The 17,878-nt window shown below is 70.3% G+C and carries 16 protein-coding genes; 10 read left to right on the top strand and 6 right to left on the bottom strand.

Translation table 11 applies throughout. The features are described from left to right. The first annotated feature begins 117 nt into the window (after positions 1–117). The 6 genes from AC4D16_RS08895 to AC4D16_RS08870 all read left to right on the top strand — a co-directional run bounded on the left by AC4D16_RS08895 (position 118) and on the right by AC4D16_RS08870 (position 7,302). Positions 118–408 (top strand): hypothetical protein, encoded by a 291-nt coding sequence (locus AC4D16_RS08895; protein WP_490954717.1) that lies wholly within the window; start codon positions 118–120, stop codon positions 406–408. Positions 409–478: 70 nt separating this feature from the next. After that, positions 479–2,935, top strand: a complete 2,457-nt coding sequence (locus AC4D16_RS08890; protein ID WP_490954716.1) for a helicase-associated domain-containing protein — start codon at positions 479–481, stop codon at positions 2,933–2,935. Further along, complete coding sequence (locus AC4D16_RS08885) at positions 2,928–4,583, top strand: DNA repair helicase XPB (protein ID WP_490954715.1); 1,656 nt, start codon at positions 2,928–2,930, stop codon at positions 4,581–4,583. Before AC4D16_RS08890 ends, AC4D16_RS08885 begins: the two co-directional genes overlap by 8 nt. A 59-nt stretch (positions 4,584–4,642) precedes the next feature. After that, positions 4,643–5,353 carry a response regulator transcription factor gene (locus AC4D16_RS08880; protein ID WP_490950600.1) on the top strand — a complete coding sequence of 237 codons (711 nt, stop codon included), beginning with the start codon at positions 4,643–4,645 and terminating at the stop codon, positions 5,351–5,353. A gap of 8 nt (positions 5,354–5,361) precedes the next feature. Further along, entirely contained in the window at positions 5,362–6,948 is a 1,587-nt protein-coding gene (locus AC4D16_RS08875) for a sensor histidine kinase (protein WP_490954714.1), read from the top strand. Between the two features lie 63 nt (positions 6,949–7,011). Then, complete coding sequence (locus AC4D16_RS08870) at positions 7,012–7,302, top strand: WXG100 family type VII secretion target (RefSeq protein WP_490954713.1); 291 nt, start codon at positions 7,012–7,014, stop codon at positions 7,300–7,302. Positions 7,303–7,418: 116 nt separating this feature from the next. Here AC4D16_RS08870 and groL read toward each other — a convergent pair whose 3' ends face one another. The 3 genes from groL to AC4D16_RS08855 form a co-directional block, all read right to left on the bottom strand. Then, on the bottom strand, positions 7,419–9,053 hold the full coding sequence (gene groL / locus AC4D16_RS08865; RefSeq protein WP_490950603.1) for a chaperonin GroEL: 1,635 nt from the start codon (positions 9,051–9,053) through the stop codon (positions 7,419–7,421). 370 nt (positions 9,054–9,423) lie between these two features. Then, positions 9,424–10,086 carry a LytR C-terminal domain-containing protein gene (locus AC4D16_RS08860; protein WP_490954712.1) on the bottom strand — a complete coding sequence of 221 codons (663 nt, stop codon included), beginning with the start codon at positions 10,084–10,086 and terminating at the stop codon, positions 9,424–9,426. Positions 10,087–10,119: 33 nt separating this feature from the next. Beyond that, positions 10,120–10,425 carry a DUF3263 domain-containing protein gene (locus AC4D16_RS08855; protein ID WP_490950605.1) on the bottom strand — a complete coding sequence of 102 codons (306 nt, stop codon included), beginning with the start codon at positions 10,423–10,425 and terminating at the stop codon, positions 10,120–10,122. A gap of 108 nt (positions 10,426–10,533) precedes the next feature. Here AC4D16_RS08855 and AC4D16_RS08850 point away from each other — a divergent pair, with 108 nt between their 5' ends. Then, positions 10,534–11,370: a uracil-DNA glycosylase gene (locus tag AC4D16_RS08850; protein ID WP_490954711.1), complete on the top strand. Its 837-nt coding sequence runs from the start codon at positions 10,534–10,536 to the stop codon at positions 11,368–11,370. 27 nt (positions 11,371–11,397) lie between these two features. On the opposite strand, the gene AC4D16_RS08845 is transcribed toward AC4D16_RS08850, so the two are convergent. Genes AC4D16_RS08845 through AC4D16_RS08835 form a run of 3 tightly spaced genes read right to left on the bottom strand, consistent with a single transcriptional unit; the run spans position 11,398 to position 15,277 of the window. Continuing rightward, positions 11,398–13,107, bottom strand: a complete 1,710-nt coding sequence (locus tag AC4D16_RS08845; RefSeq protein ID WP_490954710.1) for a threonine/serine exporter family protein — start codon at positions 13,105–13,107, stop codon at positions 11,398–11,400. A gap of 59 nt (positions 13,108–13,166) precedes the next feature. Then, positions 13,167–14,240: a lipid II:glycine glycyltransferase FemX gene (locus AC4D16_RS08840; RefSeq protein WP_490954709.1), complete on the bottom strand. Its 1,074-nt coding sequence runs from the start codon at positions 14,238–14,240 to the stop codon at positions 13,167–13,169. 2 nt (positions 14,241–14,242) lie between these two features. Beyond that, positions 14,243–15,277: a lipid II:glycine glycyltransferase FemX gene (locus AC4D16_RS08835; protein ID WP_490954708.1), complete on the bottom strand. Its 1,035-nt coding sequence runs from the start codon at positions 15,275–15,277 to the stop codon at positions 14,243–14,245. A gap of 110 nt (positions 15,278–15,387) precedes the next feature. Here AC4D16_RS08835 and AC4D16_RS08830 point away from each other — a divergent pair, with 110 nt between their 5' ends. From AC4D16_RS08830 to AC4D16_RS08820, 3 genes are all read left to right on the top strand, one after another. Then, the gene (locus AC4D16_RS08830; protein ID WP_490954707.1) at positions 15,388–16,392 is read left to right on the top strand and encodes an aldo/keto reductase family protein; all 1,005 of its coding nucleotides are present in this window, start codon (positions 15,388–15,390) and stop codon (positions 16,390–16,392) included. After that, positions 16,392–17,258 (top strand): NAD-dependent epimerase/dehydratase family protein, encoded by an 867-nt coding sequence (locus AC4D16_RS08825; protein ID WP_490954706.1) that lies wholly within the window; start codon positions 16,392–16,394, stop codon positions 17,256–17,258. The genes AC4D16_RS08830 and AC4D16_RS08825 overlap by 1 nt, the downstream gene beginning before the upstream one ends. 101 nt (positions 17,259–17,359) lie before the next feature. Continuing rightward, complete coding sequence (locus AC4D16_RS08820) at positions 17,360–17,842, top strand: hypothetical protein (protein WP_490950612.1); 483 nt, start codon at positions 17,360–17,362, stop codon at positions 17,840–17,842. Positions 17,843–17,878 lie beyond the last annotated feature (36 nt).

Genomic DNA, 17,878 nt, shown 5'->3' with positions numbered 1-17,878 from the left:
CGGGGCGGGGATCACCGCGTCACCCGTGACGGGCCGCTCCTCCCGTGAAGTCCGGGTCTTCTAGGATATAGGCTCCCCGGCGTCGGTCCGTCGGCGCTCTTGTAGTCTTGGACCGCTATGAATCCCGAGGAATCCGTGGGCGGAGCCCACCCCGACCAGGCCCCTGTGACCGGCGTCCCGCAGAGCGGTGCCGACCACGCGTCCGGTGTACGCCTCGCGGTGATGGTCGCGGCCGTCGGGCTGGCCGCCGTCGGGCTCCTCTCCCTCGCGGCGATCCTCCTGACCGCGTTCCTGCAGGGAGAGGTGTGGCCGGGTTTCGTCCTCGTCACCTACGTCTGCCTCCCCGTCGCGTTCCTGCTGATGGTCTCCCTCGTGGTCCGGTCGTTCCTCGCACGCCGTCGGTCCTGACTCCCACCGGGCGCCCCCTCCGACCCCGGCGGCGGCGCTCTGTCGGAGGGGAACGGTAGCCTTGTCAACGATGTCCGCGATCCGAGCACTGGCCGACCAGGTGGCGAGCCGGAGCGATGACGATCTCCGCCGACTCCTCACCGTCCGGCCCGATCTCGTCCTCCCTCCGGTGCCCGATTTTTCCGCGCTCGCGGCACGTGCCTCCACCCGCGCCAGCCTGCAGCGCGCGCTCGACGCCCTCGCCCGCCCGCACCTGCAGGTCCTGGAGGCCCTCGTGGTCCTCAGCGAGGACCACGGGACCGCACCCACCCGGGACATGCTCGCCTCGGCCTTCGCCGACCCGGCCGGTGAGGCCCTGCTGCAGGTCATCGACGAGGTGATCGACCGCGCTCTGGTCGTCGACGACGGAGAGGGTGGCCTCCTCCCGGTGGGGGCCCTGTCCGACGCCCTCGGTCCCTATCCCGCCGGGCTGGGCCGGCCGTTCCGCGCCCTTGCCCGCTCCATCCCACGCTTCGGCGCGGCCCTCGTGGACGCCGTCGCGGTCCTGCTGCCCGGCTCCGCCTCCCCCGCGCTCACGCCCCCGGCTGCGGCGCGCCTGCTGGAGGGCGTGACGGCGGACGCGGCAGCGTGGTCCGACCTCCTGGCCGAGGCACCCGATGGCGTGGTACCGCTGCTGACCCGCCTGCGCGACAGCCCCGTGGGCTCCGCCGCCACCGGGGGCGACGGCGCGGCGTCCCCCGCCGTGCGCTGGCTGCTCGACCGATGCCTCCTGGCACCGCTCGACGCCCTCCATGTGGAACTGCCGCGGGGAGTCGGCATGGCGGTGCGCGGCCATGCCGTGTTCGGACAGCTCGACACCACGCCGCCACGGGCAGACGGCGGAACCACGCGGCAGAGCCTCCGTGACAACGCGGCGTACGGCTCCATCGCCGAGACGCTCCGGATGATGACGGCGCTGCTCGGTTCCGCAGCGGGGCAGCCGATCTCCACGCTGCGATCGGGAGGAGTGGGCGTGCGCGAACTGCGGCGCGTCCGCGAGGTCCTGCGCAGCAGCGACGTCGATGCGGCCTGGCTGCTCGAGCTCGCCGCCGCAGCCGGCCTCCTGACGCTCGACCCGGACGACTCCCGCTGGAAGGCCACGCGCCTCGGGGTGTGGGAAGCGCTCGAACGAGACGCCCAGTGGCTTCTGCTCGTCGAGGGCTGGCTCGCGGTGGACCGCGCACCGGCGCTCGTCGGGTCGAGGACGCCCGACGGGTCGGCGATCAACGCGCTCGCCGCGGAGGCCTCGCGCCCCGACGCGCCGCTCGTCCGCCGGCGCCTCATCGCCGTGGCGCTGCACCTCTCCTCCCCCGACGACGCCGGGGACCGCACGTCCGCGGCGCCGACCGGCTCGGCGGCGGCGAGCTCGGTGCCAGCGGGTCCGGCGCAGGCCGGCTCGGTGCCCGTCCTGACGGAGCAGTCCCTGATCGACGTCGCCGGCTGGCACCAGCCCCGGCTGCACCGGCGCTTCGCGCGTCTCGTCCCGGGAATGCTGCGGGAAGCGGCCGCGCTCGGGCTGACAGGCGGCGGTGCGCTCACCGAACCCGGTCGCCTCGTCGGGGAGGGGCACCTCGAGGACGCCGCGGCACGGGTCCGCGAAGCCCTTCCGGAGCCCGTCTCGCGCGTGGTGCTGCAGGCCGATCTCACCGCCGTCGCGCCCGGCTACCTGACGCCGGACGTCGCCCGCGGGCTCGCGCGCGTGGCCACGCCGGAGGGCCAGGGCCCGGCCACCACGTACCGGTTCTCGGCATCGTCCATCCGCTCCGCGCTCGACGCCGGTGATGACGCGGCGTCCATCCTCGCGTTCCTCGGCACGCATTCCGCCACCGAGATCCCCCAGGCGCTCTCGTACCTCGTGGAGGACACCGCGGCGCGCTACGGCAGCGTGCGCGTCGGACGCGCCGGCAGTTACCTCCGCACCGAGGACGACGCCGTCGTGGCCGCCGTCCTCGCCGATCCGAGGGCGGAGCTCCTCGGCGTCGTCCAGATCGCGCCGACGGTCCTCGTGGCTCCCGCGTCCCCCCAGGAGCTGACCTCCCTCCTCAAGGACCTCGGGTTCGCCGCGGCGACGGACCCGACGACCGGCGTCATTGCCCCGGTGCCGCCCGTGCCCGCCGAGGCCGGCCGGGTGGCGCCGGACCGGCTCCGCTCACGCCTGAACCCGTGGTCGGTCGCGGAGGAGGAGATCGACGCGCAGCTCGTCACGCTCCGCTCCGCTCGCACCGGATTCGTCGACGCCGCGGCGGCCGCCGACAGCGAGACCCTCCTCGGGCTCGAGACCCTGCGCTCCGCGATCCGCACCCGCAGCCGCATCCGGCTCGGCACGGCGGACAGCGACGGGAATCAGGTGCGGCAGGTTCTCGTTCCCCTCTCGGTGTCGGGCGGCAGGCTGCGGGTGTTCGATCCCGACCACCAGATGGAGAAAGTAGTGTCCGTGCACCGCGTCATGGACGTGGAGATCCTCGAAGGGAGTGCCGCCGATGGTTGACGGACCACTGATCGTCCAGAGCGACAAGACCATCCTGCTCGAGGTGGACCACGAGCTGGCCACCGAGGCGCGCCACGCCATCGCGGCCTTCGCGGAACTCGAGCGCGCTCCCGAGCACGTGCACAGCTACCGCCTGACGCCGCTCGGTCTGTGGAACGCGCGGGCTGCCGGTCTCGATGCCGAGCGGGTGCTGGACACCCTGCTGAAGTACTCGCGCTTCCCCGTGCCGCACGCCCTGCTGATCGACATCGAGGACACCATGTCGCGGTACGGCCGGTTGCGGCTGGAGAAGGATTCCCAGCACGGGCTCGTGCTCCGCACCACGGACTACCCGGTGCTCGAGGAGGTGATGCACGCCAAGAAGATCCAGCCGCTCCTCGGTCCGAGGATCGACGGCGAGACCGTGGTGGTGCACTCCTCCCAGCGCGGGCAGCTGAAACAGCTGCTGCTCAAGCTGGGCTGGCCCGCCGAGGACTTCGCGGGCTACGTCGACGGCACACCCCACCCGATCGCGCTGCTGGAGGACGGCTGGACCCTCCGGCCGTACCAGCAGCTCGCCGTGGAGAACTTCTGGTCGGGCGGATCCGGCGTCGTCGTCCTGCCCTGTGGGGCCGGCAAGACCCTCGTCGGTGCGGCCGCCATGGCCACGAGCAAGACCACCACCCTGATCCTCGTGACGAACACTGTCTCCGCGCGGCAGTGGAAGGACGAGCTGCTCAAGCGGACCTCGCTCACCGAGGACGAGATCGGCGAGTACTCCGGCGCCGTGAAAGAGGTGCGCCCGGTGACCATCGCGACCTACCAGGTCCTCACCCTGAAGCGCGGCGGCCTCTACCCGCACCTCGAACTGCTCGACGCCAACGACTGGGGCCTGATCGTGTACGACGAGGTCCACCTGCTGCCCGCCCCGATCTTCAAGATGACCGCGGACCTCCAGGCACGCCGCCGGCTCGGGCTCACCGCCACGCTCGTGCGCGAGGACGGCCGGGAGGGTGAGGTCTTCTCGCTGATCGGCCCCAAGCGCTACGACGCCCCCTGGAAGGACATCGAGGCGCAGGGCTACATCGCCCCCGCCGACTGCGTCGAGGTGCGGGTCGACCTGCCGCGGGACGAGCGGGTCGCCTACGCGATGGCCGAGGACGGCGACAAGTACCGCCTCTGCGCGACGTCGGACACCAAGTCCGACGTCGTCGAGCAGCTCGTCGCGGCACACGCGGGCGAGCAACTGCTCGTGATCGGCCAGTACATCGACCAGCTCGACGACCTCGCGGCACGGCTCGATGCGCCCGTCATCAAGGGTGAGACGTCCGTGAAGGAACGCCAGCGGCTGTTCGACGCCTTCCGGGCGGGTGAGATCACCGTGCTGGTGGTCTCGAAGGTGGCGAACTTCTCCATCGACCTGCCCGAGGCCTCCGTGGCCATCCAGGTGTCCGGCTCCTTCGGATCGAGGCAGGAGGAGGCGCAGCGCCTCGGGCGGCTGCTGCGACCCAAGGCCGACAAGCGTGCGGCGCGCTTCTACACCGTCGTGGCACGGGACACGCTCGACCAGGACTTCGCCGCCAAACGGCAGCGCTTCCTCGCCGAGCAGGGGTACGCCTACCGCATCCTTGACGCCTCCTCGATCGGCGATCTCGAGCCCAGGGACTAGAGAGCAAACGTGAAGGGCGGGTCCAGACAATTCACAGACAACGTGCGGATACTGACAGCGTGAAAAAAACTGGCCCCGAAGCGAAACTGCTGGTCGTCGACGACGAACCGAACATCCGAGAGCTCCTCTCGACCTCCCTCCGGTTCGCCGGCTTCGACGTCGTCGCCGCCGCCAACGGCCGTGACGCCCTCGCCGCAGCCGAGACCCACAATCCGGACCTCGCCGTGCTGGACGTCATGCTGCCCGACATGGACGGCTTCACCGTCACCCGGAGGCTCCGGGCGGCCGGCAAGCACTTCCCCGTGGTCTTCCTGACCGCACGCGACGACACCGACGACAAGGTCACCGGCCTGACCGTCGGCGGCGACGACTACGTCACGAAACCCTTCAGCCTCGACGAGGTCGTCGCGCGGATCCGGGCGGTCCTCCGCCGCACGCATCCGCTCGAGGAGGACGACGCCGTCATCCGCGTCGACGATCTCGAGCTCGACGACGACGCCCACGAGGTCCGCCGTGGCGGCGAGGTCATCGATCTCTCGCCGACGGAGTTCAAACTGCTGCGCTACCTCATGATGAACCCGAACCGCGTGCTGTCGAAGGCGCAGATCCTCGACCACGTGTGGGAGTACGACTTCAACGGCGACGCGTCGATCGTCGAGTCCTACATCTCCTACCTGCGCCGCAAGATCGACCGCGCCACGGACGCCGTGGCTCTGATCCAGACCAAGCGTGGAGTGGGCTACCTCCTGCGCACCGCCGACAAGCGGTAGCCACGGCCTTGATCAGGCGCTGGAACGCGGCATCGCTCCGCTCGCAGCTCGTCGCGATCATCATGCTGCTCATGATCGTGGCCGTGGGGGTCACCGGTCTCGCGACGGTCTCACTCCTGCGTGACGGTCTGATCGACCGGCTGGACCAGGACCTCGAGAGCAATGCCGAGAGCGTCGCGCGGGAGATCTACCGCGAGGAGACGCCGTCGGACAGTTCCCTGCTGCGGTTCTACGCCGCCGTGGTGGACGCTGACGGTGGCGTCGTCTTCACCAGCCAGCCCTCCGGGTCCGAGGATGCGCCGACCCTCGACGGTCTCTCCGCGCAGCGGATCGACGAGCTGCGCAGCGCGGGCTTCGACGTCGCCGGCACGGCCCCGGGGAGCCAGGGGTGGCGCGTACGGGTCTTCCCGTTCAGCAACACCGACGGCCACCTCGTGATGGCGTCCCGTCTCAGCACGGTCAACGACTCCCTGCAGGAGGCAGCCGAGATCGTCACGACCTCCGGGCTGGTGACCATCGCCCTCGCGTCGCTCATCGCCTTCGGCCTGGTGACGCGTCAGTTCGCGCCGCTGGCGCGCGTCGAGAGGACGGCGTCGGCCATCGCGGCCGGGGACCTCTCGCGGCGCGTGACGGTGGAACGCCCCGCCACGGAGATCGGACGGCTCTCCCGGTCACTGAACGCGATGCTCGCGCACATCGAACGCGCCTTCGCCGCCCGGACGGCGTCCGAGACGAAGATGCGCCGCTTCGTGGCCGACGCCTCGCACGAACTCCGCACCCCCCTCGTGACCATCCGGGGCTACTCGGAGCTCTACCGGCACGGCGCGCTGCAGAAGGACGAGGACGTCGCCGCGGCGATGAGCCGGATCGAGAGCGAGGCCATCCGCATGGGCCAGCTCGTCGAGGACCTGCTCACCCTCGCACGGATCGACGAGCAGCGGCCCCCCGAAGTGCGGCCCGTGGACCTCCTGGCCCTCGGTCACGACGCGGCCTTCGATGCCCGCGCGACGGCGCCGGACCGCTCGGTCACCGTGGTGGGGCTCGACGGCGGGAAACCCTCGAGCGCACCCACCATGGGCGACGAGGCCCGTCTGCGGCAGGTGGTCGCCAACCTGATGACCAACGCGCTGCGCTACACACCTCCGGGGACGCCCATCGAGATCGCCGTAGGCGTGGCGCCCGTGCTCCACGGTCACAGCGACTCGGTCCTCGAGGTGCGTGACCACGGCCCCGGCATCTCCGAGGAGGACGGCGCACGCGTCTTCGAGCGCTTCTACCGCGCCGACACCTCCCGGCAGCGCGAGACCGGGGGAACGGGACTCGGGCTCGCCATCGTGGCGGCCCTGGTGGCCCAGCACGACGGCTCCGTGCGGCTCGAGGAGACGCCCGGCGGCGGCGCCACCCTGTCCATCCGGCTGCCGCACGTGCCTCCCCAGGCGCCCGGCGAAGAGGGCGCCGTGACGGGCGACGGTGTCCGGTCCGCATCCGGCGGGAGCACGGCGACGGAGAAGCAGCCTCCCCCCGCCGGGGGCATCACTCCTCCACAGCCTCCGTCGTCGCGCCCGGTTATCCACAGAAGAGCCGACAGCCGCTGACCCGCGCGGCGGGTGCCCTAGCGTCGGAAGCGTCAAGGAACCGCGAGCACACGGGAGTACATCATGGCCTTCTTCAACGTAGACACCGACAGCCTGGCCGCCAAGAGCACCCAGGTCCAGGGCACCATCGCGCGCCTGCAGGCGGAGGTGAACTCGATGCAGGCCGGACTGCGGGAGCTCGAGGGCCTGTGGACCGGTCAGGCGGCCACGAACTTCCAGCAGCTCATCGTGCAGTGGCGTGCCACCCAGCAGCAGGTGGAGGAGTCGCTGACGGGCATCAACGAGGCCCTGAACGTCGCGACGCAGCAGTACGCCGAGGCGGAGCAGAGCAACGCCCGGATGTTCATGAGCTGACTCGTCCGCCGACGCCCGTCGACGAACGCACAAGGGCGGCACCCCCTTCCGGGGGTGCCGCCCTTGTCGTGCTGTGTCGTGCTGCGCAGACGTGCGCGGTCAGCGGTGGGTGGGGATTAGAAGCCGCCCATCCCGCCCATGCCGCCCATGTCGTCGCCGCCGCCGGCAGGTGCTGCCTTCTCCGGCTTGTCGGCCACGACGGCCTCGGTGGTGAGGAAGAGGCCTGCGATCGACGCTGCGTTCTGCAGGGCCGAGCGGGTGACCTTCACGGGGTCGTTGACGCCGGCGGCCAGCAGGTCCTCGTACACACCGGTGGCGGCGTTGAGGCCGTGACCGGCCGGGAGGCTGCGGACCTTGTCGACGACGACGCCGGGCTCGAGGCCCGCGTTGAAAGCGATCTGCTTGAGCGGGGCGTCGATGGCGACGCGGACGATGTTCGCGCCCGTCGCCTCGTCACCCGTGAGCTCGAGGTTGGCGAACGCCTTGGCGCCGGCCTGGATGAGGGCCACGCCACCACCGGCGACGATGCCCTCCTCGACGGCAGCCTTCGCGTTGCGGACGGCGTCCTCGATGCGGTGCTTGCGCTCCTTGAGCTCGACCTCCGTTGCCGCTCCGGCCTTGATGACCGCAACGCCGCCGGCGAGCTTGGCCAGGCGCTCCTGCAGCTTCTCGCGGTCGTAGTCGGAATCGGAGTTCTCGATCTCGGCGCGGATCTGGGCCACGCGGCCGGCGATGGCGTCGGCTTCGCCGGCTCCCTCGACGATCGTGGTCTCGTCCTTGGTCACGACGACCTTGCGTGCGGTACCGAGCAGGTCGAGGGTGGCGGTCTCGAGCTTGAGTCCGACCTCCTCGGCGATGACCTGGCCACCGGTGAGGATGGCGATGTCGGCGAGCTGTGCCTTGCGGCGGTCACCGAAGCCGGGGGCCTTGACGGCCACGGACTTGAAGGTGCCGCGGATCTTGTTGACCACGAGCGTGGCGAGGGCTTCGCCCTCGACGTCCTCGGCGATGATCAGCAGCGGCTTGCCGGACTGCATGACCTTCTCGAGGACCGCGACGAGATCCTTGACGTTGCTGATCTTCGAGTTGACGATCAGGATGTACGGATCCTCGAGGACCGTCTCCTGGCGCTCGGCGTCGGTGACGAAGTACCCCGAGATGTAGCCCTTGTCGAAGCGCATGCCCTCGGTGAGTTCGAGCTCGAGGCCGAAGGTGTTCGACTCCTCGACGGTGATGACGCCTTCCTTGCCCACCTTGTCGAGCGCTTCGGCGATCAGGTCACCGATCTGCGTGTCGCCGGCGGAGATGGACGCCGTAGCGGCGATCTGCTCCTTGGTCTCGATCTCCTTGGCCGAGGCGAGGAGCTCGTCGATGACGGCCTTGACGGCCTTCTCGATGCCGCGCTTGAGGCTCAGGGGGTCCGCTCCCGCCGCGACGTTGCGCAGGCCTTCCTTGACGAGTGCCTGGGCGAGCACGGTGGCGGTGGTGGTTCCGTCGCCTGCGACGTCGTCCGTCTTCTTGGCGACCTCCTTGACGAGTTCGGCGCCGATCCTCTCGAACGGGTCGTCGAGCTCGATCTCCTTGGCGATGGAGACGCCGTCGTTCGTGATGGTGGGGGCACCCCACTTCTTCTCGAGCACCACGTTGCGGCCACGGGGGCCGAGGGTCACCTTGACGGCGTCGGCGAGGATGTTGAGTCCCCGCTCGAGGCCGCGGCGGGCCTCTTCATCAAAAGAAATGATCTTGGCCATAACGGCGTAGGTCCTTTCGGGACGGTTGCATCTGAAGCTCGTGTTTGCTCGCCTGTGCGTGGTGCCCGCGACGGCCGGATGAATCCGGGGCGATCTCTTTCACGCTCCGGACGCACCCCCACCACAGAGGTTCGCTGCTTCACCCGTCACGCTCAGCCTTAGCAGTCTGCGCGCGCGAGTGCTAACTCAATAATTAGCACTCACACCCACCGAGTGCAACCTCCTCATGCGCTCGGGCGACGCTCGACGGACGCGTCCACTCCCCTGCTCGAGGGCCCGCGGGACATGCTCGGCGCGTGCCCTATGGGGCCTCGCTGCGGGGTTCCTCGGCAGGACCAACCGTCGTGGCCCCGACCCGGACGATCAGGGCTTACTGGAACTCGGGCCCGAGCACCACGGAGATGTCCGGCGACACATCGGGGCTGTCGACCACGTCGGTGATCCCCAGATCCTCGGCCACGGCCTCCGCACCTGCGCGCTGCACCTCGCCGTTGTAGAAGACCACCGAGGTGTCGAGAGGCGCTCCGGCCCAGTTGCCCGGGACCGCCGACGTCCAGCCGACCGCCGCGAGCCGCCCGGCGGCGACGGTGGCGAGTCCGGGCGACCCTGTCGCGTTGAGCACGTTCACCACCTGTGCCCGGTCCGCCGACACCGAGCCGGGCTCCGTGGCGGTGCCGGTCGGCGTCCCGGCGCTCTCGGACGGATCAGCACCCTCGGTGGGGTCGGTGCCGCCGGACGGGCCGGCGGTCGCGGCGGGATCCTCGCTGCCCGCGCTCGGGCTGGCCGCCGGGCCGGCATCCGAGGACGCGGTGGCGCCGCCCGCAGACGCGGCCGGCGGATCGTCGGAGCCGGTGAGGCCCAGTCGCGGGAGCAGGATGGCGGCCGCGACCACGAGGAGGAGGGCGAGGACGCCCACCGTGATCTTCAGGGCCAGCCCGCCGGCGCGGGCAGGGATGAGTCGCTGACGGTGAACGCCCTGACGTGCCGAGGATTCGGGAACCCTGTCGAACTCGTCGCTCGGGTGCTCACTCATGGATCAGGCAGGTCCTTCGGTTGTCCGCGGGTCTCAGATGTCCGCGCCGAGGCGGCGGGCGGACCGTGCGCGTGTGCGGGTGGTCCGGAGGCGCCGCAACCGCTTGACGAGCATCGGGTCGTGCGCGAGGGCCGCCTCGGTGTCGATGAGCACGTTGAGGGCCTGGTAGTAATGCGTGGCCGACATGTCGAAGAGGTCCCGGATGGCCTGTTCCTTGGCTCCCGAGTACTTCCACCATTCGCGCTCGAGCGCCAGCATGCGCTGCTCGCGGTCGCCGAGCACCAGGCGTGCCCCGGCCGGGTTCCCGGCGTCGTCGCTGTGTCGGAGCTGCTCCGTCATGGTCCTCGTCGCCTTCCCTCGGCTCGCGCGCGTCCACCCATGGTAGTTCCGAATCACACCGGTGTCATTTGCGGCACGCGTCCGCCGGGTGCGCAGCACAATGGGGGAATGGATCACGACGACGCCGCCCTGTTCGACCTGCCGGACAGCGCCCGGCGCCCGACTGCACGACGCCGCGCGGCACCTTCCCCCGAGGCGGCGCCGAGGCCACGGGCGAGCCACGCCTCGGTGGGAGCGAGGGTCTTCCCGTTCGCCGCCCCGGCGAGCCTCGGGCAGCTGGTGGCGCCGGACTGGGCGGAGGCCCTCGCACCCGCCGAGGGCGAACTGCACGGTATCGCCGAATCCCTCGCCGCGGACCTCGAGCGCGGCCTCCGCGTCCTGCCGGAGCCCGCCCACATCCTCCGGGCGTTCACGGCACCTCTGGAGGACGTGAGGGTGGTGATCGTGGGTCAGGACCCGTACCCGACGCCCGGGCACGCCGTCGGACTCAGTTTCGCCGTCGACCCGGCCACCCTGCCCATCCCCCGGAGCCTCGCCAACATCTACCGCGAACTGTCCACCGACGTCGGGTGCCGGCAACCCTCTACCGGGGACCTCTCGGGCTGGTCGGAGCAGGGAGTCCTGCTCCTGAACCGCGTACTCACCGTCCGCGCGGGCGAGGCCGCCTCGCACCGTGGGCTCGGCTGGGAGCACGTCACGGACGCCGCCGTCCGGGCGCTCGTGGCCAGGAACGCGCCGCTCGTCGCGATCCTGTGGGGCAAGGACGCCGCGAAGCTCAAGCCGCTGCTCGGCCGCACCCCGACCGTGGAGTCCGTCCACCCCAGCCCGCTCTCGGCGTCGCGCGGGTTCTTCGGGTCACGTCCGTTCAGCCGCACCAACGAGCTCCTGGTGCAGCAGGGCGCGGAACCGGTGGACTGGTCCCGGACAGCCTCCCGCGGGGCCTGACCTCGGCACGGCCCTCGGTGTCGCTCGCTAACGGCGGCGGTTCCGCTGGCGCTGCTCCGAGGTGAGCCTCCGCGTGAGGGGCCGGGCCAGGTTGTCCCCGAGCACCACGCCCGCGGCGATCGCCAGCACCACCGTGAGCGCGTTGAAGAGACCGAGCGCCCCCTCGGACACCACACCCGTGTCCAGCGTCAACGTGTACATGGACCGGAAGATGGTGAGTCCGGGGTACAGGAACAGGAGCGCCGGCACCGCGACCACGAGCTGCGGCGCACCGAGCCGCAGCGCGACGACGCGGGACAGCATCCCGATGAGGACCGCCGCGAGCGCCGGGGCGAGCCGGTACCCCACGCCCGCAGCCGTCGCGCTGATGAGCAGCAGGTAGCCCGCGACCGCCACGAGGGACGTGGGGACCACCAGTTTCACGTCCGTCTGCTCAGCGATGCAGATCATCGCGACGGCGATGAAGATCAGCACCGCCACGACCGGCCACGGATACTGCGACCCGGAGGATTCGAGGACCTCCAGCTCGGGCACGCCGAGCGCGGCACCGGCCACGAGGGCGACGGCGATCCCGGCGACGAGCGCCGCGAAGACGAGCAGCGACGAGAGGAATCGGCCGGCCGCGGTGACGGGGAACCCGTTGATGGCGTCCTGCATCGCCGAGACGAGCCGGCCCGTGGGCAGCAGGAGCAGGATCCCGCCCACCACCACCAATGCAGGGGCGATCGGCACGCGGAGCCACCAGAACAGGAGTGCGGTCAGGGTGACGAGCGCGGACGAGGTGGCGACCGAGAAGAACTCCGGCACGCGCCACTCCCCGAGCTTGCGGCTCACGAGGTCCACCGCGATGCAGCTCACGAACCCCACGAGCGACGCCAGCGGGCCACCACCGACGAACGCGACGATCGCCGCCGAGAAGATGCCGAACGCGGCCGTGACCATCCAGCGGGGGAACGGCTTGGACCGGTGGGTGATCTCGTCCAGCCGCTGCGCCGCCTCCGTGCGCGAGACGCCCCCGCCGATGATGTCGGAGACGAGCCGGTGGATGGCCGTGAGCCCCGCGTAGTTGTTGGTCCAGGAGCGCACCACCCGGAGCACGGTGGTGGGAGTCTGGTCCCGCGCGGAGTAGTTGATCACCACCGACTGGTTGGTGATGTCCACCTCGATGTGATCGAGGCCGAAGGCGGCCGTGACCGCGATGATGCTGGTCTCTACCTCGAGCGCGCCCGCCCCGTAGCGGAACATCGACTCCGCGAGGTTCAGGGCGAAATCGAGGGCCTTCCGGGCATTCGCGTCGGGGCCCCCGACCTGGATGGTGGGGTTCGCGTAGGGGCTCCCCGCGAGCCGCTCGACGATGCTCATGGCCTGCGTGGGAGGCGCCTCCCCCTGCACCAGGCGTCGGAGCACGGTGCGTGCGGCCACGTTCGGGCGGCCCGACCTCGGCACGCTCTGCGGCGTGGTGGGCAGCGCGTCCGTGGGCCGCGTGACCGCGTCCCGCTGCCGTCGGGCGCGGTTCGGCGTCGGGCGGCCGGGTTTCCGCTGGGGTTCTCCGGTATCCCGGGACGAACCACCGGACGCCGGAGGGGCGTCCGTGGCCGATGACCCCTCGGTCAGCCTGCGGCGCTCCTCCGGGCTCGGGTCGAACGGCCGCCGGATGACGGGGAGCGCCTCGGCGACCGGCGAGGGGTTCGTCCGGGGTGCTCGCACCTCGGCGTCGTCGCGGTCACCGTCCGCCATGTCCCACCTCGTGTTTCCTCATGCGTGGGCCCGGCGGGCCCGTGGTCCTGCCGGACCTGTCAGTAGAAGGGTTGCCGGTGTCGTCGCCAGTGGATCTGGCGCGCCACGCGCTCCCCCACGGCATGCCACACACGATACGTGCGGGGGCGGACGACGGCGTCGTAGCAACCCGCGAAGTCCGTCACAGTCTTGGTGAAACTCGTCTTGAACATCCCGAGTCCGTACTGGGGATGGTCCTTGTCCTTGAGCCGATCGGCCGGGGGCGTCCCGCAGAAGTCGTACTCGACCGCACCGAGACGCTTCATGTCGAGGATCGCCTCCCACTGGACGAGGTGCGAGTCCCCGTACTGCTTCCGGTTGGGCAGCGAGCCGCCGTCCTTGTAGGTCGCCTTCCTGCCGTACAGGATCACGAAGGCACCGACCGAGGGCCGTCCGTCCTCGTGGACGAAGTAGAACCGGCCCATGCCGGCGTCGACGAACTCCTGCCAGAACGCGCGGTAGTACTCGAAGGGTCGCGGCACCACGGAGAGGCGGCCCTGCTGTGCCTGGCCCATCAGCGCGTACATGGTGCGGTACGTCTCCTCGGTGGGCTCCACGCGCCTGGCCTGGACGCCGTCCCGGAGTGCGCGACGCACGGCATTACGTCCGCGGGAGGAGAGGTTCCGCAGCACCTGGTTCTCGTCGGGTCCGAGGTCGAGGATCGCCGTGCTGTCGTTCGCCTGGATGTTGAACGTCTTGACGAGTCCCGCGTCGGTGAAGGTGCGTCGCAGTTCCTCGGTGTCGGGGAAATCGGGTTCGATCTTGACGGCGAACACGCGGTCGCGCCGGCGTCTCGCGTACTCGACGACGGCGTCGACGAAGCCGGGCACCTCCTCGAACGTCGCGGTGTCCGGCCCCTTGATGAGGTACCACAGCGCTCCGAGCAGCGGCACGGAACGCTCATAGGCGATGACGTAGCTCGTGTAGGCCTCGCCCTCGACGGCAAGGTGGATGGGGTGCCAGCCCTGCCGCTGCTTCAGCCGGCTGAACGGGGCGGACTGCAGCATGTTCCCGCCGAGCGGGTTGGCCGTGACGAGCTCGTCCCAGCGCCCCACCTCCTCCGCCGTCGCCGCACGTGCCGTGAAGGTCGCCATGCTCAGTACCAGCTCTCGTGGTGGCGCACGCGGTGCACCTTCAGCGCCACCCGCTCGACGATGCGCAGCCAGGCGCGGTGCCGGAGCGGCGCGACCGGCAGGTCGAAGGTGCCCACGAAGTCCGTGATGGTGGAGTTGAAGCCTGTCTTGAACATCCCGATGCCGTAGTGCTCGTGGTCCTTGTTCTTGGCCTCGCTCGACGGCGGGGCACCGCAGAGGTCGTACTCCGTCACACCGCGCGCCTTCAGCCATTCGATGGCAGCCACCTCGAGGAGGGCGCTGGCGCCGCGGACCGTGCGCTTGCGGGTGCTGGCGGCGTCCTTCCTGCTCGCCTTCGCCCCGAGCACCATGAGGAAGTCGGCCGCCACCACCTCGCCGTCCACGGAGGCGAACAGGAAGGCCCCCGTCTGGGCACGTGCGTGGCGCTGCCAGAACCCCGTGTAGTACTCCTCGCTCCGGATGGAGAAGCTGCCCTCCGCCGTCTCGGCGAGCAGGCGGTAGAAGAGGGCGCAGGTCTCGTCGTCGACCTCGACCACGCGCGTCTCGACGCCGGCCTTCCGGGCCGCCCGGATGTTGTAGCGGGTCTTCGAGCCGAAGGAGGCCTCGATCGCGTCGAGCTCGCCGGAGATGTCGAGGACCACCGTGGAGACGTTGGGCTGCACGTTCGTGGTGCGCACCAGGCCCGCGTCGCCCAGCGCCACCGCGGCGTCGGCCGGGAGCTCCGGATCAAGCCGGATACCGAACACGCCGCGACCGGCAGCGAACGCCTTCAGCTGCGGCAGCAGGGCGAGCAGTGCGTCGACGTCGTGGACGCCGGGCCCCTTCGGCACGTACCAGTACCGGCCGAGCGGGAGGACGGTCTTCTGCAGCACCGCGAGGGCGACGTCGCCGGCCATCAGGTACACCGGCGTCCACCCCGTGACACGCTTGTGCTCGGCGAACTCCTGCCCCTGCATCACGTTCCCGCCATCCGGATTACGGGCGATCAGGGTGTTCCAGCGGGCACGCTCGTCAGGCGTCGCAAGGCGGATGGTCATGGTGATCGAGTCTACGTCAGCCCTCCGCACCGCCGCACGGCGGCGGGCGGGGACGTTGGTTGCCTGAGGTGACCTACCGCCGCAGCACCGGACCGGGCTAGCATCGCGCTATGGACTTCAGACACCTCGGACACAGCGGACTCAAGATCTCGGAGATCACCTACGGCAACTGGCTGACCCACGGCTCACAGGTGGAGAACGACGTCGCCACGCGGTGCGTACGCGCCGCCCTCGACGTCGGCATCACCACCTTCGACACTGCGGACGCCTACGCGAACACGGCCGCGGAGACCGTCCTCGGCGAGGCGCTGAAGGGCGAGCGCCGCGAGTCGCTGGAGATCTTCACGAAGGTCTACTGGCCCACGGGCCCCAAGGGACACAACGACGTCGGGCTCTCGCGGAAGCACATCATGGAGTCGATCGACGGGTCGCTGCGGCGCCTGCAGACGGACTACGTGGAGCTGTACCAGGCGCACCGCTACGACCACGCGACGCCGCTCGAGGAGACGATGCAGGCGTTCGCCGACGTGGTGCGCCAGGGGAAGGCGCTGTACATCGGCGTCAGTGAGTGGAACGCGCAGCAGATCCGCGACGGCCACGCCCTCGCGAAGGAGCTCGGTTTCCAGCTCATCTCGAACCAGCCGCAGTACTCGATGCTGTGGCGGGTCATCGAGGGCGAGGTCGTCCCCACGTCGGAGGAACTGGGGCTCTCGCAGATCGTCTGGTCCCCCGTGGCCCAGGGCGTGCTGACCGGCAAGTACCAGCCGGGCCAGCAGCCGGAGCGGGGGACGCGTGCGTCCGACGACAAGGGCGGCGCCGACATGATCAAGCGGTGGATGAGTGACGAGGTGCTGACCGGCGTGCAGAAGCTCGCCCCGATCGCCGAGGGCGTGGGCCTCACCATGGCGCAGCTCGCCATCGCGTGGGTGCTGCAGAACCCGAACGTGGCATCCGCCATCATCGGCGCCTCGCGACCCGAACAGGTGGAGTCCAACGCGGCCGCAGCGGGCGTGACGCTGGAGGCCGACGTCCTGAAGGCCATCGACGAGGCGATCGGCGACCTCGCCGAGACCGACGTCGCGAAGACCGTCTCCCCCGAGAAGCGGCCCGCCTGATGGCCACCATGAGCAGCGGGCTCACCGTCGCGGTCACGGGATCCAACGGCAAACTCGGCCGCAGCGTGGTGCGCGGGCTGCGCGACGCCGGCCACACCGTCATCGAACTGGACCAGTACGGCGAGCGCAGCCCCTCCTTCGTCAGGATCGACCTGCGCGACTACGGCCAGGTGGTGGACGCCTTCCAGAGCGTGGACGACACGCACCAGGGGCTCGACGCCGTGGTGCACCTCGGTGCCATCCCCGCTGCGGGTCTGCAGGCGGACGCCGCGACGTTCCACAACAACATGATCGCCACCTACAACGTGTTCCAGGCGAGCCGCCGGGCGGGCATCCGGAAGATCGTCTACGCCTCCAGCGAGACGGTGCTGGGGCTGCCGTTCGACACCCCTCCCCCCTACATCCCCGTGGACGAGGAGTACGCGGCACGGCCGGAGAGCACCTACTCCCTCGTGAAGCACCTCGAGGAGCAGCTCGCGATCGAACTGACGCGCTGGGACCCGGAGCTCAGCATCACGGCGCTGCGGTTCTCCAACGTGATGAACCCCGAGGACTACGCGGAGTTCCCCTCCTTCGATGCCGACCCCCTGGCCCGCAAGTGGAACCTGTGGGGCTACATCGACGGCCGGGATGGTGCGCAGTCCGTGCTGAAGGCCCTGGAGAACGCAGGTCCGGGCTTCGACCGCTTCGTCATCGCCGCCGCGGACACCGTGATGAGCCGCGCCAGCGCGGATCTCGCCGCGGAGGTGTTCCCCGGCGTCGAGGTCACCCGTGAGGTCGGCGAGCACGAGACGCTGCTGTCGATCGAGAAGGCCAGGCGGGTGCTCGGCTTCGAACCGCAGCACAGCTGGCGCGACCACGTCTGACGGGCGGAGTCCGCCTCGGGCGACGACGGATTGTCGCCGCGACCCGATGATCAGTAGGCTGATGATTGACGATGTGACAGCCCGACGAAAGGTAGAAGACGATGACCGAGAACCTTCCCGATGAAGAGCTGACCATCGTGGGCGAGAACCCCGAGGTGCCGAACGACTCCCTGGCACCCGAGGGCTTCGACCCCGTGCTCGAGGGCCAGCCGGACGCCTACGCGGACGCGGCCGAACTCAACCCGGACCGCTGGCAGGAGGATCCCCTGCTGCAGGACGAGCCGGGCGTGAACGCGAGCGGCGAGGACGGGATCGAGACTAACGAGAGCGGCGACGACGAGAACGGCGTCACGCAGACGGGCGAGGAGGGCATCCTCAGCGATGAGACGCTCCGCGAAGAAACCGCCGAGGCGCGCTTCGAACACGGCGACGAGCAGCTTCCGCCGGAGGTACCCATGATCGGCCAGGCAGCGGCCGACGTCGACTTCGGCATGATGGAGGACGACGAGGTCGACGCCAGCGACGACCCGGCCAACCGCGGCGGGTCCCCCTTGAACGCGATGGACCAGGAGGACATCAGGTAGCGCCCGCGCCCTGATGCACGACGAAGCCCCGGGAGC

The sequence above is a fragment of the Arthrobacter sp. TJ-236 genome (assembly GCF_058269235.1).
Note: the sequence above shows the minus strand (reverse complement) of the source record. Positions and strands in the feature narration are given on the sequence as shown.